At 69.2% G+C, this 22,263-nt stretch carries 26 protein-coding genes, 1 tRNA gene and 1 pseudogene; 20 read left to right on the top strand and 8 right to left on the bottom strand.

Translation table 11 applies throughout. The features are described from left to right. The coding region (locus tag AC1DSO_RS09615; protein WP_477068605.1) for a PAS domain-containing hybrid sensor histidine kinase/response regulator at nt 1–2,307 on the top strand (2,307 nt) is incomplete at its 5' end. Between the two features lie 75 nt (nt 2,308–2,382). Continuing rightward, on the top strand, nt 2,383–4,035 hold the full coding sequence (locus AC1DSO_RS09610; RefSeq protein ID WP_477068604.1) for an MFS transporter: 1,653 nt from the start codon (nt 2,383–2,385) through the stop codon (nt 4,033–4,035). On the opposite strand, the gene AC1DSO_RS09605 is transcribed toward AC1DSO_RS09610, so the two are convergent. Together AC1DSO_RS09605 and AC1DSO_RS09600 are read right to left on the bottom strand one after the other, a co-directional pair. After that, on the bottom strand, nt 4,032–4,925 hold the full coding sequence (locus tag AC1DSO_RS09605; RefSeq protein ID WP_477068603.1) for an NAD(P)-dependent oxidoreductase: 894 nt from the start codon (nt 4,923–4,925) through the stop codon (nt 4,032–4,034). The two genes, AC1DSO_RS09610 and AC1DSO_RS09605, sit on opposite strands and share 4 nt — an antisense overlap. 41 nt (nt 4,926–4,966) lie before the next feature. Next, entirely contained in the window at nt 4,967–5,281 is a 315-nt protein-coding gene (locus AC1DSO_RS09600) for an MliC family protein (protein ID WP_477068602.1), read from the bottom strand. 218 nt (nt 5,282–5,499) lie between these two features. Between AC1DSO_RS09600 and AC1DSO_RS09595 the strand changes: the two genes are divergently transcribed. From AC1DSO_RS09595 to AC1DSO_RS09565, 7 genes and pseudogenes are all read left to right on the top strand, one after another. Further along, nucleotides 5,500–6,030: a (2Fe-2S)-binding protein gene (locus AC1DSO_RS09595; protein WP_477068601.1), complete on the top strand. Its 531-nt coding sequence runs from the start codon at nt 5,500–5,502 to the stop codon at nt 6,028–6,030. Then, a complete protein-coding gene (locus AC1DSO_RS09590; RefSeq protein WP_477068600.1) occupies nt 6,027–8,213 on the top strand; it encodes a xanthine dehydrogenase family protein molybdopterin-binding subunit in 2,187 nt (728 codons plus the stop codon). The genes AC1DSO_RS09595 and AC1DSO_RS09590 overlap by 4 nt, the downstream gene beginning before the upstream one ends. Nucleotides 8,214–8,275: 62 nt before the next feature. Further along, a pseudogene (locus AC1DSO_RS09585) lies at nt 8,276–8,455 on the top strand (LuxR C-terminal-related transcriptional regulator); the annotation flags it as partial. Between the two features lie 124 nt (nt 8,456–8,579). After that, a complete protein-coding gene (locus AC1DSO_RS09580; protein ID WP_477068599.1) occupies nt 8,580–8,846 on the top strand; it encodes a hypothetical protein in 267 nt (88 codons plus the stop codon). A gap of 332 nt (nt 8,847–9,178) precedes the next feature. Next, entirely contained in the window at nt 9,179–9,607 is a 429-nt protein-coding gene (locus AC1DSO_RS09575; protein WP_477068598.1) for a hypothetical protein, read from the top strand. Nucleotides 9,608–9,786: 179 nt separating this feature from the next. Continuing rightward, nucleotides 9,787–10,245 (top strand): hypothetical protein, encoded by a 459-nt coding sequence (locus tag AC1DSO_RS09570; protein WP_477068597.1) that lies wholly within the window; start codon nt 9,787–9,789, stop codon nt 10,243–10,245. Next, entirely contained in the window at nt 10,223–10,447 is a 225-nt protein-coding gene (locus AC1DSO_RS09565) for a hypothetical protein (protein ID WP_477068596.1), read from the top strand. The genes AC1DSO_RS09570 and AC1DSO_RS09565 overlap by 23 nt, the downstream gene beginning before the upstream one ends. Nucleotides 10,448–10,496: 49 nt before the next feature. Here AC1DSO_RS09565 and AC1DSO_RS09560 read toward each other — a convergent pair whose 3' ends face one another. Continuing rightward, on the bottom strand, nt 10,497–11,120 hold the full coding sequence (locus tag AC1DSO_RS09560; RefSeq protein ID WP_477068595.1) for a nucleotidyltransferase family protein: 624 nt from the start codon (nt 11,118–11,120) through the stop codon (nt 10,497–10,499). A gap of 30 nt (nt 11,121–11,150) precedes the next feature. On the opposite strand from AC1DSO_RS09560, the gene moaA reads away from it, so the two are divergent. The 5 genes from moaA to moaC are packed head-to-tail and all read left to right on the top strand — an operon-like array spanning nt 11,151 to nt 13,940. Continuing rightward, nucleotides 11,151–12,200, top strand: a complete 1,050-nt coding sequence (moaA, locus tag AC1DSO_RS09555; RefSeq protein WP_477068594.1) for a GTP 3',8-cyclase MoaA — start codon at nt 11,151–11,153, stop codon at nt 12,198–12,200. 1 nt (nt 12,201) lies between these two features. After that, a complete protein-coding gene (locus tag AC1DSO_RS09550) occupies nt 12,202–12,441 on the top strand; it encodes a MoaD/ThiS family protein (RefSeq protein WP_477068593.1) in 240 nt (79 codons plus the stop codon). After that, nucleotides 12,438–12,881, top strand: a complete 444-nt coding sequence (locus AC1DSO_RS09545; RefSeq protein WP_477068592.1) for a molybdenum cofactor biosynthesis protein MoaE — start codon at nt 12,438–12,440, stop codon at nt 12,879–12,881. The genes AC1DSO_RS09550 and AC1DSO_RS09545 overlap by 4 nt, the downstream gene beginning before the upstream one ends. A gap of 14 nt (nt 12,882–12,895) precedes the next feature. Further along, the gene (gene moaB / locus AC1DSO_RS09540) at nt 12,896–13,450 is read left to right on the top strand and encodes a molybdenum cofactor biosynthesis protein B (protein ID WP_477068591.1); all 555 of its coding nucleotides are present in this window, start codon (nt 12,896–12,898) and stop codon (nt 13,448–13,450) included. 13 nt (nt 13,451–13,463) lie between these two features. Beyond that, entirely contained in the window at nt 13,464–13,940 is a 477-nt protein-coding gene (gene moaC / locus AC1DSO_RS09535; protein ID WP_477068590.1) for a cyclic pyranopterin monophosphate synthase MoaC, read from the top strand. Here the strand turns inward: moaC and AC1DSO_RS09530 are convergent. From AC1DSO_RS09530 to tsaD, 5 genes are all read right to left on the bottom strand, one after another. Then, on the bottom strand, nt 13,937–14,716 hold the full coding sequence (locus tag AC1DSO_RS09530; RefSeq protein ID WP_477068589.1) for a class I SAM-dependent methyltransferase: 780 nt from the start codon (nt 14,714–14,716) through the stop codon (nt 13,937–13,939). The two genes, moaC and AC1DSO_RS09530, sit on opposite strands and share 4 nt — an antisense overlap. A 65-nt stretch (nt 14,717–14,781) precedes the next feature. Further along, nucleotides 14,782–15,147: a Rieske (2Fe-2S) protein gene (locus AC1DSO_RS09525; RefSeq protein WP_477068588.1), complete on the bottom strand. Its 366-nt coding sequence runs from the start codon at nt 15,145–15,147 to the stop codon at nt 14,782–14,784. 4 nt (nt 15,148–15,151) lie between these two features. Further along, the gene (locus AC1DSO_RS09520; protein WP_477068587.1) at nt 15,152–15,433 is read right to left on the bottom strand and encodes a YciI family protein; all 282 of its coding nucleotides are present in this window, start codon (nt 15,431–15,433) and stop codon (nt 15,152–15,154) included. A 15-nt stretch (nt 15,434–15,448) separates the two neighbouring features. Next, entirely contained in the window at nt 15,449–16,444 is a 996-nt protein-coding gene (locus AC1DSO_RS09515) for an NAD(P)H-dependent glycerol-3-phosphate dehydrogenase (RefSeq protein WP_477068586.1), read from the bottom strand. Beyond that, complete coding sequence (tsaD, locus tag AC1DSO_RS09510) at nt 16,441–17,559, bottom strand: tRNA (adenosine(37)-N6)-threonylcarbamoyltransferase complex transferase subunit TsaD (RefSeq protein WP_477068585.1); 1,119 nt, start codon at nt 17,557–17,559, stop codon at nt 16,441–16,443. The genes AC1DSO_RS09515 and tsaD overlap by 4 nt, the downstream gene beginning before the upstream one ends. 72 nt (nt 17,560–17,631) lie before the next feature. On the opposite strand from tsaD, the gene hemC reads away from it, so the two are divergent. The 6 genes from hemC (at nt 17,632) to AC1DSO_RS09480 (ending at nt 22,258) form a co-directional block, all read left to right on the top strand. After that, a complete protein-coding gene (gene hemC / locus AC1DSO_RS09505; protein WP_477068584.1) occupies nt 17,632–18,600 on the top strand; it encodes a hydroxymethylbilane synthase in 969 nt (322 codons plus the stop codon). A gap of 3 nt (nt 18,601–18,603) precedes the next feature. Then, the gene (locus AC1DSO_RS09500; RefSeq protein ID WP_477068583.1) at nt 18,604–19,290 is read left to right on the top strand and encodes a uroporphyrinogen-III synthase; all 687 of its coding nucleotides are present in this window, start codon (nt 18,604–18,606) and stop codon (nt 19,288–19,290) included. 43 nt (nt 19,291–19,333) lie between these two features. After that, entirely contained in the window at nt 19,334–20,239 is a 906-nt protein-coding gene (locus tag AC1DSO_RS09495; protein ID WP_477068582.1) for a COG4223 family protein, read from the top strand. Further along, on the top strand, nt 20,236–21,771 hold the full coding sequence (locus tag AC1DSO_RS09490) for a heme biosynthesis HemY N-terminal domain-containing protein (protein ID WP_477068581.1): 1,536 nt from the start codon (nt 20,236–20,238) through the stop codon (nt 21,769–21,771). Before AC1DSO_RS09495 ends, AC1DSO_RS09490 begins: the two co-directional genes overlap by 4 nt. 41 nt (nt 21,772–21,812) lie before the next feature. Next, nucleotides 21,813–21,888, top strand: a tRNA-Thr gene (locus AC1DSO_RS09485). A 70-nt stretch (nt 21,889–21,958) separates the two neighbouring features. Continuing rightward, complete coding sequence (locus tag AC1DSO_RS09480; RefSeq protein WP_477068580.1) at nt 21,959–22,258, top strand: hypothetical protein; 300 nt, start codon at nt 21,959–21,961, stop codon at nt 22,256–22,258. Nucleotides 22,259–22,263 lie beyond the last annotated feature (5 nt).

The following is a 22,263-nucleotide window of genomic DNA, read 5'->3' as shown; positions in this document are numbered from 1 at the left end:
GAGCTGGAGGCCGCCCGCCGGACCCGCGAGCTGCTGGCCGAGGCCGCCGGCGTCGGCATCTGGAGCTACGAACCCGAGGGCGAGCGGATCGACTGGTCGCCGGACGCCTTGGCCCTGCTGGGCCTATCGCCGTCGGACGTCGCCACGGCCGAGCAATTTTTCGCCCGTTTGCCCGACGACCAGCGCGAGACGGTGCGCGAAGCCTTCCGCCACGCCACCTGCACGGGGGAGGGCGGCGCGATCGAGTTCCGCCTACGCGGCGACCACGGCCGTTGGCTGACCTTCCGCAGCACCTATCGCAGCGAGGCGCGATCGGGGCCGCTGTTTGCCCTGAAAGGCATTTCGCAGAACATCACCGACGTGGCCCGCAGCCGTGACAAGGCCATCTGGAGCGAACGCCGCGCGCGACGGCTGGTCGAGGACGCCCCGTTCGCCGTGGCGGTCTACGACCTGGACATGCGCCTGCGCCTGGTCAGCCCGCGCTTCCTGGAGATCTTCAAGTCGACCGAGGCCCAGGTCATCGGCAAGACTCTGTCCGAACTGACCCACGGCGGACGCCGGCGCTTCGTGGCCGGCGTGGCTCGGGCGCTGTCGGGCGAGATCGTCAACCGGCGCGAGGACCGCCTCTACGACGCCGAGGGCGTGGAGCGGGCGTTCCGCTGGTCGGCGCGGCCGTGGCTCGACGTGTCCGGCGAGATCGTCGGCGTCATCACCTACATGGACGACGTCACCGCCCTGACGGCCGTTCGGCGCGAGGCCCGCATCAACGCCCGCCGGCTGAAGGTCGCGCTGGGCGCGGCGCGGGCCGGGGTCTACGAGATCGACCACGAGAGCCAGAGCTTCTGGGGATCGCCCGAATTCCATCGCATGATGGGCCGCCGGGTCGGCTACGAGGACGTCCGCGAGGCCGTCTGGCCAATGATCCACCCCGAGGATCGCCAGCAGCTTTACGCCGCCGCGGCCGAATGGCGGCGGACCGGCGCGTGGGGCGCGCATGAATACGACCTGCGCCTGGTCTCGCCCAGCGGCGCGCCGCGCTGGGTGCGGGTGTTCCACGACATCCGCCGCGACGCCCATGGCAAGACCCGCAAGGCGTTCGGCCTGATCCTCGACATCGACGAGAAGAAGAGGGCCGAGCTGGCCCTGGTCGCCGCCGAGCGCGCGGCCCAGGCGGCCAACGAGGCCAAGGCCCAGTTCCTGGCCAATATGAGCCACGAGATCCGCACGCCGATGAACGGGGTGCTGGGCGTCCTGCACGTGCTCAAGCGCGAGCTGCCGGCCGGTGATAGCGCCGACCTGCTGGGCGAGGCCTTGGCCGCCGGCCAGATGCTGTCGACCTTGCTGGACGACGTGATCGACATCTCCCGCATCGAGGCCGGCCGGCTGGACCTGAACCACGAGGCGGTGGATCCGCGCGAGCTGACGCGCGGCGTGGCGCGTCTGCTGGCCGGCCAAGCCACCCACAAGGGCTTGCGGCTGGAGCTGGACCTCGCCGACGACCTGGGCTGGATCGAGACCGACCCGACCCGGGTGCGCCAGGCCCTGTTCAACCTGATCGGCAACGCCGTGAAGTTCACCCTGAAGGGCTCGGTGACGGTGCGGGCGCGTAAGGTCACCGACACCTCCGGTCCGCGGCTGGTCTTCGACGTCGTCGACACCGGCGTCGGGGTGCCGCTGGAGGCCCAGGCCAGATTGTTCGAGCGCTTCCAGCAGGCCGACGCCAGCACGACCCGCCGCTTCGGCGGCTCGGGCCTGGGCTTGGCCATCACCCGCAAGCTGGCTCAGATGCTGGGCGGCGAGGTCTCGTTCCGCTCGGCGCCGGGCGAGGGCTCGACCTTCACCCTGACCATCGCCGCCCCGCCGATCGCGCCGCCGGAGGCGGTGGAGGCGCCGGCCGAGGATCTGCTGGCCGGTCTCAAGGTGCTGGTTGTCGAGGACAATCCGACCAACCAGTTGGTCGCCCGTCGCATCCTGGAGCAACTGGGCGCTTCCGTCAGCGTCGCCGACGATGGTGCATCAGGCGTGGCCGCGGCCCGCGACGGGGCGTTCGACCTGATCCTGATGGACGTCCAGATGCCGGGCATGGACGGCCTGGAAGCCGCGCGCCGCATCCGCGCCCTGCCGGGACCCGCCAGCCGGGCGCCAATCATCGCCCTAACCGCTAACGTCATGGCCCATCAACGGGCCTCCTATCGCGCGGCGGGCATGGACGGCGTGGCCGCCAAGCCAATCGCCCCCGCCGCCCTGGTCGCCGAGATCGTCCGCCTGTCGCGGGATGACGCCGTGGTCCGGGACGCCGTCGCCTAACGCGGTTTTCGAACCCTCTTCCCCCTGAGCTCTGAACCACGCTAAGCAGGATCAAAGTACGGGGAAGACGACGACATGGCCGAAGGGGTCCAGGAACGCGCATCGATGCGTACGGTGGTGGCGGCGTCATCCGCCGGCACGGCCTTCGAATGGTACGACTTCTTCATTTTCGGCAGCCTGACCCAGGTCATCTCCAAGACCTTCTTCACCGGTCTGCCTGACGCGGCCGGCTACATCGCGGCCCTGGCCCTGTTCGGGGTCGGCTTCGCCTTCCGGCCGCTGGGCGCGCTGGTGTTCGGCAAGATCGGCGACCAAGCCGGCCGCAAGGGGGCGTTCCTGGCCACGGTGCTGCTGATGGGCGGCGCGACCTTCGCCATCGCCTTCCTGCCGACCTACAAGCAGGTCGGGATCCTCTCGCCGATCCTGCTGATCCTGATGCGCTGCGTGCAAGGCTTCGCCCTGGGCGGCGAATACGGCGGCGCGGCGATCTATGTCGCCGAGCACTCGCCGGCCAACAAGCGCGGCTGGTCGACCTCGTGGGTGCAGACCTCGGCCGCCTTTGGCCTGTTCGGGGCCTTGCTGGTGATCCTGGCCACCCGCTGGGCCCTGGGCAAGTATGTCGGTCCCGAGGCCTTCGACGCCTGGGGCTGGCGGATCCCGTTCGCCGTCTCGATAGGCCTGCTGGGCGTCTCGGTCTGGATGCGCCTGAAGCTGACCGAGAGCCCGGCCTTCGCCGCCATGAAGGAAGAGGGCCAGGCCTCCAAGGCGCCCTATGCCGAGGCGTTCGGCCAGTGGAAGAACCTGAAGCTGGTGATCCTGGCCTTCCTGTCGATGATGTGCGCGCAGGGGGCGGTTTGGTACACCAGCTTCTTCTACGTCCAGACCTTCATGGAGAAGTTCCTGAAGGTCGACCCGGTGACCATCAACGGCCTCATGATGACCGCCACGGCGATCAGCGCCGTGTTCTATGTCGTCTTCGGCTGGCTGTCGGACAAGGTCGGTCGCAAGCCGGTGATGCTTGGCGGCATGACCTTGGCGCTGCTGTTCTACTTCCCGGGCTTCCATCTGCTGGAGAAGGCCGCCAACCCGGCCCTGGCCGAAGCCACGACCAAGGCGCCGGTCGTCGTCATCGCCGATCCGGGCGACTGCTCGCTGCAGTTCGATCCGGTCGGCAAGACCGCCTTCGTCACCTCGTGCGACATCGTCAAGGGCGCCCTGGCCAATGCCGGCGTCTCCTACGCCAACCAGAAGGCGTCGGCCGGAACGGTGGCGGTGGTCAAGGTCGGCGGCGTCGAGGTGACGTCCAAGAGCGCCGCAGGTCTGCCCAAGGCCGAGGTCAAGACGGTGAAGGCCGGTGTCGAGACCTCGATCAAGGCCGCCCTGGTCAAGGCGGGCTATCCCGCCAAGGCGGATCCGGCGCGGATGAACAAGCCGCTGATGCTGCTGGTGCTGTTCGTCTTCGTGATCGCCGCCACGGCCCTGTTCGGCCCGCTGGCCGCCTGCTTGGTTGAGCTGTTCCCGACCCGCGTGCGCTACACGGCGCTGTCTCTGCCCTACCACATCGGCACGGGCTGGGTGGGCGGCTTCGTGCCGTTCTTCGCCTTCGCCATCGTGACGGCGGTCGGCAACATCTATGCCGGCCTCTGGTACCCGATCGCCTTCACCCTGATCAGCGTGCTGACCACGGCGTTCCTGCTGCCGGAGACCAAGGAGCGGCCGCTGAACTAGCTGGCCGCGACGGGCAGGACTTCGACGGACACCTCGGCCTGGGTCAGGGCATGAATCAGGGCCGGATCGACCGCTTGGGTGATCAGGCGGACGATCTGGCGACCCTCGCGGGCCAGTTGGATCAGGTGTTCCGCATTGGCTAGCGCCGCGTCGACCCGCTCGACATCGCGGCGGGCCATCTTCACGACCTCTGGCTCGGCGTCCCCGTCCAGCACCAGCACGTCGGCCGCGCCCAGCGCTCGCACGGCGCGCAGGGTCAGGAGGTCCGCCGGCCCCTTGCCGGCGATGAAGCGCACGAGCCCCTTGCGGGCCGAGCCCTTGGCCAGGGCTTCGCGGAACAGCTGGCCGGCGCGGTCCATGTCGCCGGCCCGGGCGGCCTCGGCGGCCTCGCCCATCACCGCGTCACGCAGGAAGGCCCGACGCTCATGCAGGGCCGGCAGGGTCTTGCGCACCTCGCCCTGGAACTTGGACAGCAGGGCGGCGACGCGGCCCGTGCCTTCGGGCACCTGAACCTCGATGTCGTTGCGCAGCATGGTCGCCAAAACGGGGGCCGAGCCGCCGGTGCCCACGGCCGCCACCACCTCGCCGCGATCGATGACGGCGGGCGTGTTGAAGTCGCAGAGCTCGGGGCGGTCGACGACATTGACCAGCACCCGCGCCGCGCGGGCCGCGCTGGCGGCGGCCTGGACGAAGACCTCGTCCGGACTGGCGATGAAGGCCAGGGTCGCGCCGCTGTACGAACCGGGCAGATAGGCCGCGTGGCCGTCCAGCCGGATCATCGTGGCGGGCGAGCCCTCGAACAGCCGGGCCTTGGCCTCGGCCGCGTCGCCGGAGCCGGCGATCACCACCTTGCGGCCGGCCAGGGGGAAATAGGCGGGGAAGGAGTTCAACACGGAACCTCGAAAGCTGCGCCTGAATCTATCGCGAGAATCTATTGCGAGCGGCAGTCGGCATACGGACCGCCAGGGAAGCCCTTCAGCATGGCGTCCGGGCCCTTGCTCCAGATCTCGGCGTCACCGGCCGTGTAGCGGGCGCCCGAGGCCGAGCGGGCCAGGCTCAGGGTCTTGGTCACGCCGCCGGCGGTCACCACGACCCGCTTGCCATGCAAGGCGTAGGCGGCGGTGAACCGCTTGCCGGCCTTGCAGCTGTAGCGGATCGGCGCGTCCGTGGAGTCCATCGGGGCGACCGTGGCGCAACCGGCGAGGGTCGTGGCCAGCACGGCAAGGGAGACGATGACGCGGCGCAAGACGAGGACCTCCGGACAATGCCGAGCGCGAGCATAGCGGGTTTCGCACACGGCGCCCGCCTGGCTTCGCCTTGGCGGAAGCGATTTTCGCGCGCTGAGCGATCCTTGTTCGAAACCATCGTTTAAAATCCGCTGGCCAAGCCGCGACTGAACGGTGTTAGGTTTGACCATCGGCGGCCCCGTTGCGCCGCCCCGCTTTCGTTGGGAGACGAAAACGCATGGCCGTGACGCTCGATATCAATGGCAAACCGGTCGCCGTCCAGGCCGCGCCGGAGACCCCGCTGCTGTGGGTCCTGCGCGACGAACTGGGTATGACCGGCACGAAGTTCGGCTGTGGCATGGCCCAGTGTGGGGCCTGTACGGTCCATCTCGACGGCCAGCCGATCCGTTCTTGCGTGACGCCGATATCGGCGGTGGGACCGGCGAAGGTCACGACCATCGAGAGCCTGGGCGGCCAGCACCCGGTCCAGCAGGCCTGGGTGCGCCACGACGTGCCCCAGTGCGGCTATTGCCAGTCGGGCCAGATCATGTCGGCGGTGGCGCTGCTGGAGCAGAAGAAATCGCCGTCCGACGAGGACATCGATAACGCCATGGCCGGGAATATCTGCCGCTGCGGCGCCTATCAGCGGATCCGCGCCGCGATCAAGGATGCCGCCGCCCTTGGCCCGCCGACCGGTGAGCCGCACGCCGATATCGACGAAGCCATCGTCGCCGGCTCCGGCGCGACCCATCGGGGAGCCGGCCGATGAACGCCCCCTTCACGCCGTCAAATGGCGCGGCGCCGAGCCGCCGTGAGCTCATCATAGCCTCGACCCTGGTCGGGGGCGCGCTGCTGGTCGGCTGCTCGCCGGCGGACCTCATGAGCGCGGGCTCCAAGGTCGAGGTTGGCGCTTTCGGACCCTTCATCAAGATCGCGCCGGATGGCGTGGTGACGGTGATCTCAAAGCACCTGGAGATGGGCCAAGGCAACCACGCCGGCCTCTCGGCCATCGTCGCCGAGGAATTGGACGCCGACTGGACCAAGGTCATGGTCGAGCAGGCGCCGGCCAACGCCAAGCTCTACGCCAACGGCGTCATGGGCGCGCAACTGACCGGCGGCTCGTCGGCGATCTCCAATTCGTGGGAGCAGCTGCGCAAGGCCGGGGCCGGCGCGCGGGCCATGTTCGTCCAGGCCGCCGCCAACAAATGGAACGTCCCGGTCGGTGAGATCACCGTCAAGGACAGCGTCCTGACCCACACGTCGGGCAAGACCGCCGGTTTCGGCGAACTGCTGGCCGACGCGGCCAAGGTTCCGCCGCCGACCGACGTCAAGCTGAAGGATCCCAAGACCTTCACCCTGATCGGCACTGACCGGGTGCGCCGCAAGGACGCCCAGGCCAAGAGCGACGGCACGGCCCGCTACACCCAGGATGTCCGCCTGCCGGACATGCTGACGGCGGTGGTCGCCCACGCTCCGCGGTTCGGCGCCAAGGTGAAAAGCGTCGACGCCGCCGAGGCCAAGAAGGTCCCGGGAGTCGTGGACGTCTTCGAGATTCCGACCGGCGTCGCCGTCGTCGCCCAAAACACCTTCGCCGCCCGCATGGGGCGCGAGGCGTTGAAGCTGGAGTGGGACGAGGACAAGGCCGAAAAGCGCGGCTCGGCCGCCATCAGCCAGCTCTTCAAGGACGTCGCCAGCGGCAAGAACACCGACACCAAGTGGGAGCCCTTCGATCAGCGCGGCGACGCCGCGTCCCTGGCTTCGGCCAAGGGTGAGCGGGTGTTCGAGACCACCTACGAATTTCCCTACCTGGCCCACGCGACGATGGAGCCGATGAACTGCGTGGCGGCCGTGGACGGCAACAAGGTCAAGCTGACCTTCGGGTCGCAGGGCCAGACGCTGGACCAGCTGGCGGCGGCCAAGATCGTCGGCTGCCTGCCGGGTTCGGTCGAGATCGAGACGCTGTTCGCCGGCGGCTCGTTTGGTCGGCGCGCCAACTTTCAGTCCGACTACGTCGCCGAGTGCGTCCATATCGCCAAGAAGATCGGCAAGGGCCGGCCGGTGAAGCTGGTCTGGACGCGCGAGGACGACATGCAGGCCGGCTATTTCCGGCCGATCGTAGTCCACGCCGTGAAGGTCCAGCTGGACAAGGACGGCTACCCGGCCGCCTGGCGCCATCGGATCGTCACCCAGTCGATCATGAAGGGCTCGCCCATGCCGGCCGGCAAGGGTCCCGACCAGACGGCGATCGAGGGCACGGCGGGCTCGCCCTATTTGAAGGCCACGCCGATCGTCGACGCCCAGGTGGCGCTGCCGGACGTCGGGGTGCCGGTGCTGTGGTGGCGCTCGGTAGGCGCGACCCACACCGCTTTCGTCATGGAGCACACGATCGACCAGCTGGCCGCCAAGGCCGGCAAGGATCCCGTCGAGTATCGCAGGGCCCTCTACACCAAGGCCGGCGCCGACCGGCACCTGGCCGCCCTGAACCTGGCGGTCGAGAAGGCCGGACCCACGGCGGCGGCGGGCTGGACGCGCGGCGTGGCCGTGCACGAGAGCTTCGGCTCGGTCGTGGCCCAGGTCGCCGAGGTCAAGCTCGAGGACGGGGTTCCCCGCGTTGGTCGGGTGGTCACCGCCATTGACTGCGGCGTCGCCGTCTCGCCCGACCAGATCGCGGCGCAGATGGAGGGCGGGACCTGTTATGGCCTTTCGGGCGTTCTGTTCGGTGAAGTCACCCTGACGGACGGCAAGGTCGACCAGAGCAACTTCGACCGCTACCGCGTGCTGCGGATCAACGAGGCGCCGACGGTCGAGACCAACATCGTGCCCTCCGGCAACCCCCCCAGCGGGGTGGGCGAACCGGGGACACCAGTGATCGGTCCGGCGGTGGCCAACGCCCTGTTTGCCCTGAACAAGACACCGACCACGCGGCTGCCGTTCGTTCGTTCAGAGAGCTGATCGCCTTAAAGTTCCCGTCCCGCTCGCTAGACGGGAACAATTTCACCAATCATCTTGTCGGCATGGTCGAGCGCGTCAGTACGGCTTTCGAGAAGCTTACCCCCCGGGAGCGGGAGATCCTCCGGCTCATCGCCGCGCATCTCCAGTCCAAGGAGATCGCGCGGGCGCTGGGCCTTTCCCCTAAGACCGTCGAGATGCACGTGCTCAGCGCACGGCGCCGCCTGTCGGGCATGAGCCGCCGCGACGCGGCTCTAGCCTTCGTGGCCTGGGAGGGTGGCGACCCCGGTAATGACTACCGTAAGCGACCAGACGATCTGGCCCAGGTTCCACAGTCACCGCTTCCTGATCGGGAGATCGGGAAGGGCCATGAACGAACATCATTCTCAGGATCTGGCGCCCAGCCAGCGGGCCAACCCCAGCTTCTTCGTAGCGAGTTGGGGCTCGCTGGAGGAATGCCTGACCTTGCTGGCGGGGACGCCCGAACGGGGGGCGCTGGTGTCGGACGCGGTGTCGACCCTGCGCAAGGCTCAGGCCAGCGGCGAGTCTCCCTCGAAGACCTTGTTGCGGGTCTTGGCGGCGACGGCGTTTCTGACAGACGACCGCCCGCTCGACAGGGCTGGCGTCATGAGCTGAGCAATCTTCAATGGCTTGGCCTCGTGCTGGGCATCACGGCGTTGACCGCCGTCCTGTTGGCGGTCGTCGCGGTCGGTGTGCACGAGTTCATCATGGCGGTTCAGCGAATCACCCATCGCTGACCGGCAGCGCCGAAACCACCACCACCATCATCATCGCAGTGTGCGTCAAACGCGCGGCCCAGGCCGCGCGACGGGATTTTCTTTGCAYGAAGAGATCGTGCGTTACATCGTCGGAAGGGAGCGCGACCGCGGGCCGTGTTCCGTGGCGCTCCCCAGGCAAGCCTTTGCTCGCATCGAGGTTCGAGCTTGGAAGTTCTAGCCCGATACCAAATGTTCGTCCCATACGTCTCTTACCTGTTCGCCTTGGTGGTCAGCGGCGTGACGCTTTGGAAGGGCGACCGCCCCTTGCGGTTAGCGGCCTTGGTCCTGATCGTCAGCTGGGCGCTCTCGCCGCTGGTCAGCATCGGGACCGACGTCCCGTTGGACTATCCCGTGACGATCATCGACACGAACGTCGCGCTGCTCTTCGTCTGGATTTCGATGCGGTGGCGGCGGCTATGGTGCGCCGTGCTCGCGGCCTTGACGATCGTCATCGTCATTATTCCGATCGTGAGCGTGGTGGATCCCCAGATTCACCAATACAACCGCCTCGCGGCCAACAACATCGCGGCCTGGCTGCAACTGGTGGTCTTTTGCGTGGCCGTCTGGCTGACCGTCCGCGCCCGGAGACGGGCCAATGAGGACGCCATTCGAGCCTAATCTCGACGACCCAGCCGGCGAGGAGAATGCCGCCTTGAACGCGACCACGGCGGCGGTCGCTGGGCGGTTTTTCCTTTGCGTGAAAGGATCGTGCGCGACATCCTTGGAAAGGAGCGCCGCCATCGGGCGCGGTCTGCACCGTCCGCTGGGCAAGGCTTTGCCCGTATCGAGGTCCGAGCTTGTTCGAGTCGCCGCTCGACTACACCATCTATATGATGGCCTACATCTTCTACATGGCCGCGATCGTCGTCTGCGGCATGGCGTTCTGGAAAGGCGATCGACCGCTGAGGTTGGCGGCTGCGGTCATGATCATCGCCTGGGCGCTCTCGGCCCTGACGGGGCATCGGGACCGGTACGGTATGAACTATCCGATCTCGATCATCGATACGAACGTCGCGCTGATCTTCGTCTGGATCTCCACGCGGTGGCGACGGATATGGTGCGCCGTGCTCGCCGCCTTGACGATCGTCGGCCTCCTCATTCCGTTCATGGCCTTGGTCGACCGCGACATTCACGGCTACAACCGATCGGCCTCATACAACGTCGTGACCGTCTTGCAGCTCGTGGTCTTTGCGGTCGCGACGTGGCTGACCGTCCGCGCCCGGAGACGGGCCGATGAGGGCGCTGTTCGATCCTGATGTCGATGCGATCACGGACGAGGAGGATCTCGCCGAGTTCCGGCGTGGCTTCGCGGCGGTCGGCGAGGACAATCGCCGGATTCTGATGATCCTGATCCCCAAGCTGGTGGCGCTGCAGGAGCGTGGCGATTCCGCCACCGCCCTCAGTCTGATCGCCGAGATCAAACGTATCGTGACCGGGGGTGAGGGACCCTTGCACTAAAGGTCGGGCGAAGGCCGTTGGCCGGACATCCGGGGAGATGTTCGGTCATTCAGCGGCCTTCGATGGCGCGGGCGAGGTCCTCGGGTCGATCCACATCGAGATGGATCCCCGGATCCTCGACGGGAATCCGCGCCAGCCGGGCGCCCGCGCTCTCCACGAGGGCGCGGGCGCCTTCGTCTCCGGACAGCGCGCGTAGGGCGGGAAACCAGGCCGCGCCGAACAGGACGGGATGGCCGCGCCGGCCCAGAAAGCTGGGAGCGACGATCCCGTCCGAGCTGCTCAGCGCCTGGGCCAGCCTCATGGGCGTCGAGGGATCGATCGCCGGCATGTCGCCGAGGAAAACGAACACGCCCGTGGCGCTGTCCGGCAGGGCCTGGGTGGCGGTTCGCAGCGAGGCGCCCACGCCCTCGTCGAGGTGTTCGACGGAAACCAGAACGAGGCGTTCGGCGGCGACCAGCCGCGTCGCCGTCGTCTCCACCGCCTTTCGCACGGCCGGATCGGGCCCGATCGCCACAAAAACCCGCCGGACGGGAGCCAGGAACGCGGTGAGCAGGGCGCCGGCGATCAGCGGCGCGCCGTTGAACGGGGCGACAAGTTTGCCGCCACCGAACCGGACACCGCGCCCGGCGGCCAGCACGATCGCCTCCAGCGACGTCGTATCGCTTTGCGTCATGGGTTCCAGCGCCTATTCTTACAATCAGACATGACTCCTTATGACGACAGCCCCGCGCAAGCGGTTATCAGCGCGCCCCGCTCGCCGGGCCCGGTTTTGATCGATGGTTTCGGTCGCGCCGTGACCTATCTGCGCGTTTCGGTGACCGACCGCTGCGACCTACGCTGCCTCTACTGCATGTCCGAACACATGACCTTCCTGCCGAAGGCCGAAGTGCTGACGCTGGAGGAACTGGACCGCCTGGCCTCGACCTTCATCGGCTTGGGCGTTCGCAAGCTGCGCCTCACCGGCGGCGAGCCGCTGGTGCGCAAGGGGTTCATGGAGCTGGTGGGAAGCCTGTCGCGGCACCTGCGCTCGGGCGCCCTGGACGAACTGACCCTGACCACCAACGGCACCCAGCTGGAACGCCACGCCGCCGACCTGGCCCGTCACGGCGTGCGACGGATCAACGTCTCGCTGGACACGCTGAAGCCCGACCTCTTCCGGACGTTGACGCGCGGCGGCGATCTGGCGCGGGTGATCGCCGGGATCGACGCCGCCCTGGGCGCTCGTATCGCCGTCAAGATCAACGCCGTGGCGCTGAAGAACGACAACGCCGCCGAGCTCCCCGACCTGATCCAGTGGGCGCACGCGCGCGGCTGCGACATGACGCTGATCGAAACCATGCCCCTGGGCGAAGTCGACCAGGACCGCACCGACCAGTTCCTGTCGCTGAAGGACGTCCGCCGCGATCTGGCTTCGTTCTGGACGCTGGAGGACAGTCATCACACGACCGGCGGCCCGGCCCGCTATGTCCGTGTTGCCGAGACGGGCGGGCGGCTCGGCTTCATCACCCCGCTGAGCCATAATTTCTGCGACACCTGCAATCGGGTGCGCCTGACCTGCACCGGGACGCTGCACACGTGCCTGGGCCGGGATGACGCCAGCGACCTGCGGGCGGTGATCCGCGGCGGCGCCAATGACGCCCAGCTCACGGACGCGATCTTCGCGGCCATTGGAGCCAAGCCGCAGGGACACGACTTCCAGATCGCCGCCGCCCGGCCCGCCGTGTCGCGGCACATGTCGACGACCGGCGGCTGATATGGCGCGCGTCCTCCTGTTCGGGCGCCTGGCCGACCAGGCCGGCTGGCGAGACCGTGCCGTCGACGCCTTCGACCTCTCCAGTCTGCGCGGCGTGCTGGCGGCCGCCGATCCGAGCCTGGGCGAGGCGCTCGCCGCGCCGGGCGTCCAGGTCGCGGTTGACAAGGCCATCGTTCGGGGCGAGGCCGCGCTCTCGCCGTTCACCGAGGTCGCCTTCCTGCCGCCGATGAGCGGCGGATGACCGTCACCCTGACCGATCAGCCGTTCGAGCCCGGCGCGCTCGTCACCGCCTTCTGCGTCGGCCGGGAGGAGACCGGAGCGGTGGCGACGTTCGTGGGCCTGGCCCGGGCCGAGAAGGGCCAAGCGGTCGCCCTCGAGCTGGAGGCCTATCCGGGCTTCACCGACGCCGCGATCGGCGAGATCGCTCAGGTCGCGACCAAGCGCTTCCGCTTGCACGACGTCCATGTCGTCCACCGGGTCGGCCGTATCGCGCCCGGCGAGGCGATCGTGTTCGTGGCGACCGCCGCGGGCCACCGCCGCGAGGCCTTCGAGGCTTGCGATTTCCTGATGGACTATCTGAAGAGCCGGGCGCCTTTCTGGAAGAAGGAGCACGGCCCGGACGGCGCGCGCTGGATCGAGCCGACGGACCGCGATAGGACCGACGCCAAACGCTGGGATTGACGGGGAGAGACGGGATGTCCGACGCAGTGCTGAAACCGGGCGGCGGGATCAAGCCGGAACTGCCCTTCAAGCCGGTGCGCGTGGCGATCTTGACGGTCTCCGACACCCGCGACGAGACGACCGACACGTCCGGCCAGATCCTGATCGACCGGGTCAAGGACGCCGGCCACGAACTGGCGGGCCGGGCGGTAATCCGCGACGACATCGAACAGATCCGCGCCCAGGTCCGCGACTGGATCGACAGCAAGGCGGTGGATGCGATCATCAGCACCGGCGGTACGGGCCTGACCGGGCGCGACGTCACGGTCCAGGCGTTGGAGCCGCTGTTCGACAAGAAGATCGACGGCTTCTCGGTGATCTTCCACCTGGTGTCCTACGCCACCGTGGGTCTCTCGACCCTGCAGTCGCGGGCCACGGCCGGACTGATCGACGGCGTCTTCGTCTTCTGCCTGCCGGGCAGCAACGGCGCGGTCAAGGACGGCTGGGACAAGATCATCAGCGCCCAGCTCGACAGCCGCCACAAGCCCTGCAACATGGTCGAGCTGATGCCGCGACTACTGGAACAATGAGGCTGCTGGAGCCGTGAGCAAGCTCACCCACATCGACAGCCAGGGCCGGGCCCGCATGGTCGACGTCTCGGACAAGCCGGCGACGGCGCGCGAGGCGGTGGCGAGCGGCTTCGTGCGGATGAGCCCCGAAACCCTGGCCTTGGCGGTGTCGGGCTCGGGCCGCAAGGGCGATGTCCGCGCGGTAGCCGAGCTGGCCGGCGTCATGGCCGCCAAGCAAACATCAAATCTGATCCCGCTGTGCCATCCGCTGGCGCTGTCGAAGGTGGTTGTCGAGGTCGAACCCGCCGAGGGTGGGCTGGCCGTGACCGCGCGGGTCAAGACCACGGGTCCGACGGGCGTCGAGATGGAAGCCCTGACAGCCGCTTCGGTGGCCTGCCTGACGATCTACGACATGCTCAAGGCGGCCGAGAAGGGCATGGTCATCGAGGCCGTGCGCCTTCTGGAAAAGACTGGCGGCAAGTCCGGGGATTGGGTCGCTGACGGGCTCTAGCGCGGGATCTCGGTCGTCTTGACCAGGGCGACCTGGCGATAGACGGCGGCGATCTCGAAATACCGGCCGAAAGCGGCGTGGAACTGATCGACCGCCTGCTTCACGCCCGGCCCGCCGATCTCGCTGATGTCGTGCCAATAGTCGTCCAGCACCATCATGCCGCCGACGCTGAGCAGGCTGGCGCAGAAGCACAGGTCGATCAGCACGGCCAGGGCCGTGTGGCTGCCATCGACATAGATCAGGTCGAACTGTTCGCCGCGTTCCAGCATCTGCGGCAGGACGTAGGTCGAGAAGCCCTTGTGGGTGTCGAGGCTCCTGAATCCGCACTTGGCCATGTTGCGACGGAAGCGCGGCTCGACCGCGTGGTATTTCTCTTCCGGGTTCAGGGCCTCGTCGAACCAGGGATCGATCACGGTGACGGCAAGGCGCTCGGGCAGCAGCCAGTCCATGAAGGCCAGGTTGCGGCCCTCGTAGGCGCCGATTTCCATGTAGCGGATGGTTTCGCCTTCAGGGCGCTTGCCGGCGAAGTCGCGCAGTAGCGGCGCCACGAACGGGATATTGTTGCTGGCCCAGGTCGAGGTGAACTCGAAACCGGCCTGTTCGGCGTGGGCATTGAAGGCGTCGACCACCGCGTGGTCGCGCTGGCCGCCCAGCATGGTCTTGGCGAGGTTCGTGGCCAGGCGCGGATTGACCTTGGTCAGCGAGCGCAGCTTGGCGAGGCCGCCGCGGTGCGTCACCGGTTCGGCGTCGAAATTCACGTCGGTCCCGTCGGCCATGGTCCCGCTCCTCCAGTCAGTTGCCGGGGACGCTAGGCCAAAGGTCTTAAGGAAGGGTCAGATCCTCAAGCGACGACGATCTGACCCTCGCGAACCTCGACGGGCCAGGGAAAGAGCTTGTCGCCCGGGCACGGACCGGCGACGCAGGCCCCGTCCTCGATCCGGAACAGGGCCGCGTGGCCAGCGCACAGGATCAGGTCGTTCTCGCGACTGAGGTAGCGGCCGGCGAAGCCCGCCAAGGGCCAGCCGGCATGCGGACAGCTGTCGACATAGCCGACCACGACCTCGTCCTTGCGCACCACGAAGCCGGCGAACATCGCATCGCCCTCGCGCCAGCGGAAACCCTTCGCGCCGGGCGAGGGGACCTCGTCCAGCGCGCAGAGCACCGTGCCGGCCGGCGGGCGGGCGGGGTTGTCCGGATCGGTGCGCAACGGCTCAGAGCGAACCGACGCCCACGCGCCACGGATGGACCTCGGCGCTCTCGAAGACACCAGCGGCGGTATAGGGATCGTTGTCGAGCAGGGCCTGGACGGCGGCCTTGTCCTCGGCCTCGATGATCAGCAGCGAGCCGATCGGGCTGCCGGCGTCGTCCAACAACGGGCCCGCGGCCTTCACCAGCTTGGATCCATTCAGATAATCCAGGTGGGTCGGACGGGTCGCCAGACGGGTGTCCAACGCGCCGGGCTTGTCTTTGCAGACGATGACGAAGAGGGCCATGCGGATCCTTACTCTTTAGGTTTCGGATTTAAGGGGACGCGACAGCAGCCCGACGATGGCGGCGTCGACGGCGACTTCGCCGGACAGGATGGCGGCGACGGCCTCGCAGATCGGGACTTCGACGCCCAGCTTGCGGGCCAGGGCGCGGACGGCGGGGGCGGAGGCGACGCCCTCGGCCACCGACAGCTTGCCGGCCAGGGCCTCCTGCAGGGTCATGCCTTGGCCCAGCGCCAGGCCGACGCTCATGTTGCGCGACTGCGGACTGGAGCAGGTCAGGACGAGGTCACCCAGGCCGCACAGGCCGGCGACGGTCTCGGCCTTGGCTCCCAGGGCGACGGCCAGGCGGGTCAGTTCGGCGAAGCCCCGGGTGATCACCGAGGCGTGGGCGCTGCGGCCCAGGCCCTTGCCCTCGACGATGCCGCAGGCGATGGCGAGAACGTTCTTCACCGCCCCGCCGGCCTCGGCGCCGATCAGGTCGCCGGCGATGTAGGGACGGAAGGTCGGCGTGGCGATCGCCTCGGCGATGGCGCGGCCCAGGGCTTCGTCCTCGCAGGCCAGGGTGACGGCCGTGGGCAGGCTGCGGGCCACCTCGCCGGCGAAGCTCGGACCCGACAGCACCGCGAGGGGCGCACCAGGGATTGTCTCCTCGGCCACCTCGGTCATCAGCTTCAGCGAGCCTTGCTCGACGCCCTTGGCGCAGAGCACCACGGGCGCGCCGGGTTTCAGGTGCGGGGCCAGCGCCGCCAGGGCCGAACGCAGGTGCTGGGCGGGGGCGACGGCGAGGATCAGGTCGCAGGACGCGAGCCCAGCCATGTCGGTCACGGCCCGGATCGCCGGTTCGAGGGCGATCCCCGGCAAGAACAGCGTGTTCTCGTGCGCGGTGTTGATCGAGGCGACGACCTCGGTCTCGCGGGCCTGCAGAGTGACGTCCAGGCCCGCCCGGGCGCAGACCTGGGCCAAGGCCGTGCCCCAGGCCCCCGCGCCGATGACGCCAACATGCTTGTAGCTCATGCCTTGGCTCCCTTGCGGCCGTATGCGTTGGCGGGGTTGGCCAACGCCGCGGCCTCGTCCAGCGGCCAGCGCGGCCGGGCGACGGCGTCGAGGTCGTCGAAGATCCCCAGCGCCAGCCGCTCAGCCCCGGCTAGGGCGATCATGGCGGCGTTGTCGGTGCAGTAGGCCAGCGGCGGCGCGGCGAACGCAAAGCCGTTCTTCTCGCAATCGGCCAGCAAGGCCGCGCGCACCGCGCCATTGGCGGCCACGCCGCCGGCGACGACGAAGCGCAGATCCTGGTCGGCGTGGCCTTCCTTGTAGAGCTTCATCGCCCGATCCACCCGTTCTGACAGCTGGCGGGCAATGGCGGCCTGGACGCCAGCGGCCAAGTCGCGGCGCTCGTCGTCGGTGGTCAGGGTCTCGGCGACGCGGGCGGCGGCGGTCTTCAGGCCCGAGAACGAGAAGTCGCAATCCTTGCGGCCCAGCAGGGCGCGGGGCAGCGGGTAGCGGGACGCATCGCCGCCGACGGCCAGCGCTTCCAGGGCAGGGCCGCCCGGATAGGGCAAGCCCAGGCTCTTGGCGATCTTGTCGAAGGCCTCGCCGGCCGCGTCGTCAATCGTGGTGCCCAGGCGCTTGCAGGCCCCGACGCCGGCGACCTCCAGCAACTGGCAATGGCCGCCGGACACCAGCAGCAACAGGAACGGATAGGCGATGTCGGCGCCCAGGCGGGCCGAGACCGCGTGGCCTTCCAGATGGTTGACGGCGACCAGCGGCACGCCGCGCGCCAGCGAAACGGCCTTGCCGAACGCCAGCCCCACCATCACGCCGCCGACCAGGCCAGGACCGGCCGTGGCGGCCACGCCATCCAGCGCATCGAAATCGAGGCCCGCGGCGCGCATGGCTTCGGCGGCGATCGCGTCGATCGCTTCCACGTGAGCGCGAGCGGCGATCTCGGGCACCACGCCGCCGAACGGCGCGTGCTGTTCGAACTGGGTCCCGACGATCGAGGAGAGCACCGTGACCGTCCCGTCCTCGGCTCGGCGCACGACCGAGGCCGCGGTCTCGTCGCAGCTGGTCTCCAGGCCGAGAATGGTGAGCCCGACGGGCGTGGGGCCAGAATCCGTAAGGAAGGTCATTCGGTTGCGGGCTTCCCGCCGCTCCTGTAGCAGCGAAGATGAAATCTCGTTCTCGCAGGTAACGTTCCGACCGTGTCCCGGCAACCTCCCATCCGCATCGGCGCGCGCGGCTCCAAGCTTTCGCTGGCGCAGTCGGGCCTGATGCAGGCCCGCATCGCCGCCGCGCTCGGCGTTCCGGCGGGCGCTTCGCAGGAAGAAATCGAGGCCGCCGCCCCGCTGATCCCCATCGTCACCACCGGCGACCGGATTCAGGATCGCCGCCTGATGGAGATTGGCGGCAAGGGCCTGTTCACCAAGGAAATCGAGGAAGCCCTGCTGGACGGTCGGATCGACTGCGCCGTCCATTCGCTGAAGGACATGCCGGCCGAGCTGCCGCCGGGCCTCGTCCTGGCCGCGACGCCGGAACGCGAAGACCCGCGCGACGCCTTCATCAGCCATGTCAGCGAGCGGCTCGAAGACCTGCCCAGGGGCGCGCGCCTGGGCACCGCGTCGCTGCGCCGCCAGGCCCAGGCCCTGCACGTGCGGCCCGACCTCGAGATCGTCATGCTGCGCGGCAATGTCGACACGCGCCTGGCCAAGCTGGAGCGCGGCGAAGCCGACGCCATCCTGTTGGCCCAGTCGGGCCTGAACCGTCTGGGCCTGGGTCACGTCGCCAAGAGCTGGCTGGATCCCGACGCCTGCCCGCCCGCGCCCGGTCAGGGAGCCCTGGTCATCGAGACTCGGGCCGAGGACGTGAACGCCGCCTGGCTGGACGCCCTTCGTTGCCGCGAAACGACAATCGCCGTCGCCGCCGAGCGGGGCGCTCTTTACGCCCTGGAAGGCTCGTGCCGCACCGCCATCGGCGCCCGCGCCGTGCTGGACGGTTCGCGCCTGTCCATGGTGGTCGAGGCCCTGACCCCGAACGGTTCGCAACGCTTCCGCCGCCACGGCGCGATCACGCTCACCGGCGCCGACGACGTCGCCGAGGCGCGCGCCTTGGGTCTGGACCTGGGCGCCCAGGTCCGCGCCGAGGGCGGCGACGCCATCCTGCTGCCGGAATAGGCGATGGGCGAGGGCGCGCCGGTCTGGATCACCCGCGCCCGGCCCGGCGCCCTGGCCACCGCCGATCGGGTGGTCGCCTTGGGCTTCACGCCGCTGGTCGATCCCCTTCTGACGGTCGAGGCGCTGGACGTCGAGATCGACCTGTCCCGCGTCGCGGCCTTGGCCTTCACCAGCGCCAACGGCGTCGAAGCCTTCGCCCGCCTGTCCGACGCGCGGGATCTGCCGGCCTTCGCGGTCGGCCGCGCAACGGCCAAGACCGCCGAGGCGGCGGGCTTCGTTTCCGTCGTCAGCGCCGACGGCGATGTCGAGGACCTTGGCCGGCTGATCGCGCGTTCCGCCTCGGGCCTGGTGCTCTGGGCCGGCGCCAAGGCGCCAGCTGGCGATCTTGTCGGCCTGCTGCGTGGCCATGGCGTGATGGCCAGGGGCGTCGCCGTCTACGAAACGACCGAGCGCGCCCCATCGGCGGAGACCCTGGCCCGTCTCGATGGTCCGTTGACGGCGCTTCTCCATTCGCCGCGCGCCGCCCGGGCGCTGGCGACGATCCTGCGCCAACGACCCGCGCCGGGTCTTCGCGTCTTGTGCCTGTCCGAAGCCGTAGCCGCGCCGCTGCTGGGTCTGCGGGAACTCGGGTCCGTGGCCTTCGCGCCGCGCCCGGACGAATCCGCGCTCCTGGAGATGCTCTCGGCTTAAGCGCGACGTTGCGAAGCGCGGCGGCGTGGGGCACGAATGGCGCATGAACGTCGCTCCTGATCCCGCTGAAATCGTCGCACCCAGCGATCCGGCGCTCTACGCCCGCCGACGGGTCATGGGCCCCGGCGTCTGGATCTGGCTCGTGCTCTGCGTGCTTTGCGCGGTCCTAGGGGCCAGCATCGCCCGTTTCGGTCCGACGATATTCCCGGCCAAGGCCAAGTCGGCGGATGGGGCGGTCTCCGCGACGCCCAGCCCGCGTCCGGTCGCCGATCGTGTCGCCACCGGCTCGGCCTTGCCGGTCGAGAGCGGCCAGACGGCCACTGCTCCGCCCGCGGCCGACGTCGACCGCCTCGATGACCGAATCACCGCCCTGGAGACCGGCCAGAAGAGCGTGGCGGACGCCGCCGCGGCCGCTCTGGCCGTCTCCACCCTGGCCGAGGCCGCTGGGACCTCGCGGCCGTTCGGGGAAGAACTGGCCGGTCTCGAGCGCGTACTGCCGTCATCGCCAGACCTGCGCGCGTTGGAGCCCTTGGCGCGTCTGGGCGCCCCGACCCGCGCCGGCCTCGCCGTGCAGTTCGGGAACCTGGCCGGCCGCGCCGCCAGCGCCGCGCGCAATCCCGGCGCGGACGCGGACCTGTTCTCGCGGATCCGCTACGCCCTCTCCAGCATCGTCTCGATCCGCCATGTCGGCTCAACCAAGGGGACGACCCCCGACGCCATGCTGGCCCGCGCCCAGAACCTGCTCGACGAGGGCGACGTCGAGGGCTCGGTTCAGGCGCTGGACGCCATTCCCGACCCGGCGAGGGATGTACTGGCGCCTTGGATCAACGCGGCCAACCGGCGGATCGAGATCGACCGCCATGTCGCGGCCGTGCGCGCCGATGCTCTCGCCGACCTGTCGCGCGTGTCGCGGACGGCTCCCCAGGTCGCCCCCCCGGTTGCTCCATGACCCGCGTCGCCTTCGCCCTGTTTCTGGTGGCCGCCGTCGCGGTCGGCGTCCTGGCCCTGACCGGCGAGCCAGGTCGCGCCGCGCTGGAGTGGATGGGCTGGCGCATCGAGATGACCGCGGCCACGGCGGCGCTGCTGACCCTGTTCTCGGCCCTGCTGTTCACCCTGCTGTGGCGCGGCGTGATCTGGATCGTCGAGGCGCCCCGTCGCGCCGCTCGCGCCCGCGCCGAGTCCAAGCGCAAACAGGCCATTGAGGCCTTGTCGCGTGGTTTCCTGGCGGTCGCCGCCGGCGATGGCTCCGAAGCCCGTCGCCTGGCCCAGAAGTCGGCCGAACTGGCCGAGGACGCGCCGGCCCTGGTCCGCGTGCTCGCGGCCCAGGCCGCCGAAGCCGCCGGCGATCGAGGCGCGGCCAAGAGCGCCTACAACGCCATGCTCGGCTTCCCGGAGATGCGTCTGGCGGGACTGCGCGGCCTGATGCACGCGGCCCAGGCCGAGGGCGACAAGATGGCCGCCATCCGCCATGCCGAAACCGCCTACGGCCTGGCGCGTACCGCGCGCTGGGCCTGGAGCGCCTTGCTGGAGGCTCGACTGGAGGTCGGCGACTGGGCTGCCGCGCTGGACCTCGTCCGCGGCGCCCTGGAGCGCAAGATCGTCTCGCCGGCCGTGGCCGAGCGCAGCCGCGCGGCGCTCCTGGCCGCTTCGGCGGCGAGCCTCGAGGAGTCTTCGGAGCCCAAGGCCCGCGCCCAGGCGCTGGACTTCGCCACCCAGTCGGTGAAGCTGAAGCCCGACTTCGCTCCGGGCGTGGTCATGGCCGCCCGCTTGCTCGCCGATGACGGCAAGGTCGCCAAGGCCGGCCAGCTGATCGAGACAGCCTGGAAGCTCGAGCCGCATCCCGCCCTGTGGCTGGCCTATCGTGACTTGAAGACGAATGAGACGCCCAAGGCTCGCGCCCAACGCCTGGCCGTCTTGGCCGCCATGAAGCCCGAAGCCCGCGAGAGCCGCATGCTGCGGGTCGAGAGCGCCCTGGTCGGCGGCGATCCGATCGCCGCCCGCGCCGCGGCTCGCCTGCTCGATGCGGAGGCCCCGACGGCGCGCTTCGCCGGCTTGATGGCGCGCGTGGCCGCCGCCAATGGCGAGGGCGACGAAGCCCGAGCCTGGATCGCGCGCGGCGTGGATGCGCCGCAGGAGCCGGACTGGACAGACCTGGATCCGGAAGGCCGCGCCTTCGCCTACCAGCGCGAGGACTGGGCGCGCCTAGCGGTCAGCTACGCCGAGACCGGCCAACTGATCCATCCGCGGCACGAGCGCCGCGAGCGGACAATGAACGACCTGCCGGAGCTGCCCTCGGCCTATGCGGAATCGACGCCGTTCATCCGGGCGGCCGAGACCGGCGGCGCCATGATGCCCATTCCCGACGACCCCGGCGTGTTCGACGCTCCGCCGATTCCGGATCCGCCCGAGGGGGGTCCGGCGCCCCGTCGTAATTCTGGTGCAAGACGGCGCTTGGCAAGTGGCTCGCGCGCCGCTAAATAGGCGCTCCTTCCGCTCCGGGTTCCGATCCGAAGCGTTCGTGGGCCGCCTTAGCTCAGCCGGTAGAGCGACGCATTCGTAATGCGTAGGTCAGGTGTTCGAGTCACCTAGGCGGCACCACTTCCCTTCTTCATTCGAAAACCGGAACTTGCGGCGACAGGGTTCCGTTCGAGTCTCGTAGGAGATTCGCATGGCCGATCGCGTCGACGACGAAACCGCGCTCGAGGAGGTCCTGGCCTTTGTCGATTCGCCCCCCGAGGCCGGAACCGCCGACGACGCGCGGTTTGGGGAGCGGTTGCGGCAAGTGATCGCCGCCTCGATCCCGCTGGACGAGGGCGAGGATCCCGAGGACGGGCCGACGCTTCAGCTTGATGAAGGTTTGCGCAAGCGCCTGGAGGCGGTCGCGCGGCGACACACCGAAGGCAAGTATTTCGGCGACCATCCCGATGGCATCGGTCCGACCCTGGGCATGGATGTGAGCAAGTCCTAGCCCGC

The organism is Caulobacter sp. P4_E5, assembly GCF_056401555.1.
Note: the sequence above shows the minus strand (reverse complement) of the source record. Positions and strands in the feature narration are given on the sequence as shown.

Coding starts and splice junctions, on each gene's coding strand:
- AC1DSO_RS09610 (WP_477068604.1), top strand. CDS start 2,383: ATGGCCGAAGGGGTCCAGGAACGCGCATCGATGCGTACGGTGGTGGCG.
- AC1DSO_RS09595 (WP_477068601.1), top strand. CDS start 5,500: ATGGCCGTGACGCTCGATATCAATGGCAAACCGGTCGCCGTCCAGGCC.
- AC1DSO_RS09590 (WP_477068600.1), top strand. CDS start 6,027: ATGAACGCCCCCTTCACGCCGTCAAATGGCGCGGCGCCGAGCCGCCGT.
- AC1DSO_RS09580 (WP_477068599.1), top strand. CDS start 8,580: ATGAACGAACATCATTCTCAGGATCTGGCGCCCAGCCAGCGGGCCAAC.
- AC1DSO_RS09575 (WP_477068598.1), top strand. CDS start 9,179: ATGTTCGTCCCATACGTCTCTTACCTGTTCGCCTTGGTGGTCAGCGGC.
- AC1DSO_RS09565 (WP_477068596.1), top strand. CDS start 10,223: ATGAGGGCGCTGTTCGATCCTGATGTCGATGCGATCACGGACGAGGAG.
- AC1DSO_RS09560 (WP_477068595.1), bottom strand. CDS start 11,120: ATGACGCAAAGCGATACGACGTCGCTGGAGGCGATCGTGCTGGCCGCC.
- moaA (WP_477068594.1), top strand. CDS start 11,151: ATGACTCCTTATGACGACAGCCCCGCGCAAGCGGTTATCAGCGCGCCC.
- AC1DSO_RS09550 (WP_477068593.1), top strand. CDS start 12,202: ATGGCGCGCGTCCTCCTGTTCGGGCGCCTGGCCGACCAGGCCGGCTGG.
- AC1DSO_RS09545 (WP_477068592.1), top strand. CDS start 12,438: ATGACCGTCACCCTGACCGATCAGCCGTTCGAGCCCGGCGCGCTCGTC.
- moaB (WP_477068591.1), top strand. CDS start 12,896: ATGTCCGACGCAGTGCTGAAACCGGGCGGCGGGATCAAGCCGGAACTG.
- AC1DSO_RS09530 (WP_477068589.1), bottom strand. CDS start 14,716: ATGGCCGACGGGACCGACGTGAATTTCGACGCCGAACCGGTGACGCAC.
- AC1DSO_RS09520 (WP_477068587.1), bottom strand. CDS start 15,433: ATGGCCCTCTTCGTCATCGTCTGCAAAGACAAGCCCGGCGCGTTGGAC.
- AC1DSO_RS09515 (WP_477068586.1), bottom strand. CDS start 16,444: ATGAGCTACAAGCATGTTGGCGTCATCGGCGCGGGGGCCTGGGGCACG.
- tsaD (WP_477068585.1), bottom strand. CDS start 17,559: ATGACCTTCCTTACGGATTCTGGCCCCACGCCCGTCGGGCTCACCATT.
- AC1DSO_RS09500 (WP_477068583.1), top strand. CDS start 18,604: ATGGGCGAGGGCGCGCCGGTCTGGATCACCCGCGCCCGGCCCGGCGCC.
- AC1DSO_RS09495 (WP_477068582.1), top strand. CDS start 19,334: ATGAACGTCGCTCCTGATCCCGCTGAAATCGTCGCACCCAGCGATCCG.
- AC1DSO_RS09490 (WP_477068581.1), top strand. CDS start 20,236: ATGACCCGCGTCGCCTTCGCCCTGTTTCTGGTGGCCGCCGTCGCGGTC.
- AC1DSO_RS09480 (WP_477068580.1), top strand. CDS start 21,959: ATGGCCGATCGCGTCGACGACGAAACCGCGCTCGAGGAGGTCCTGGCC.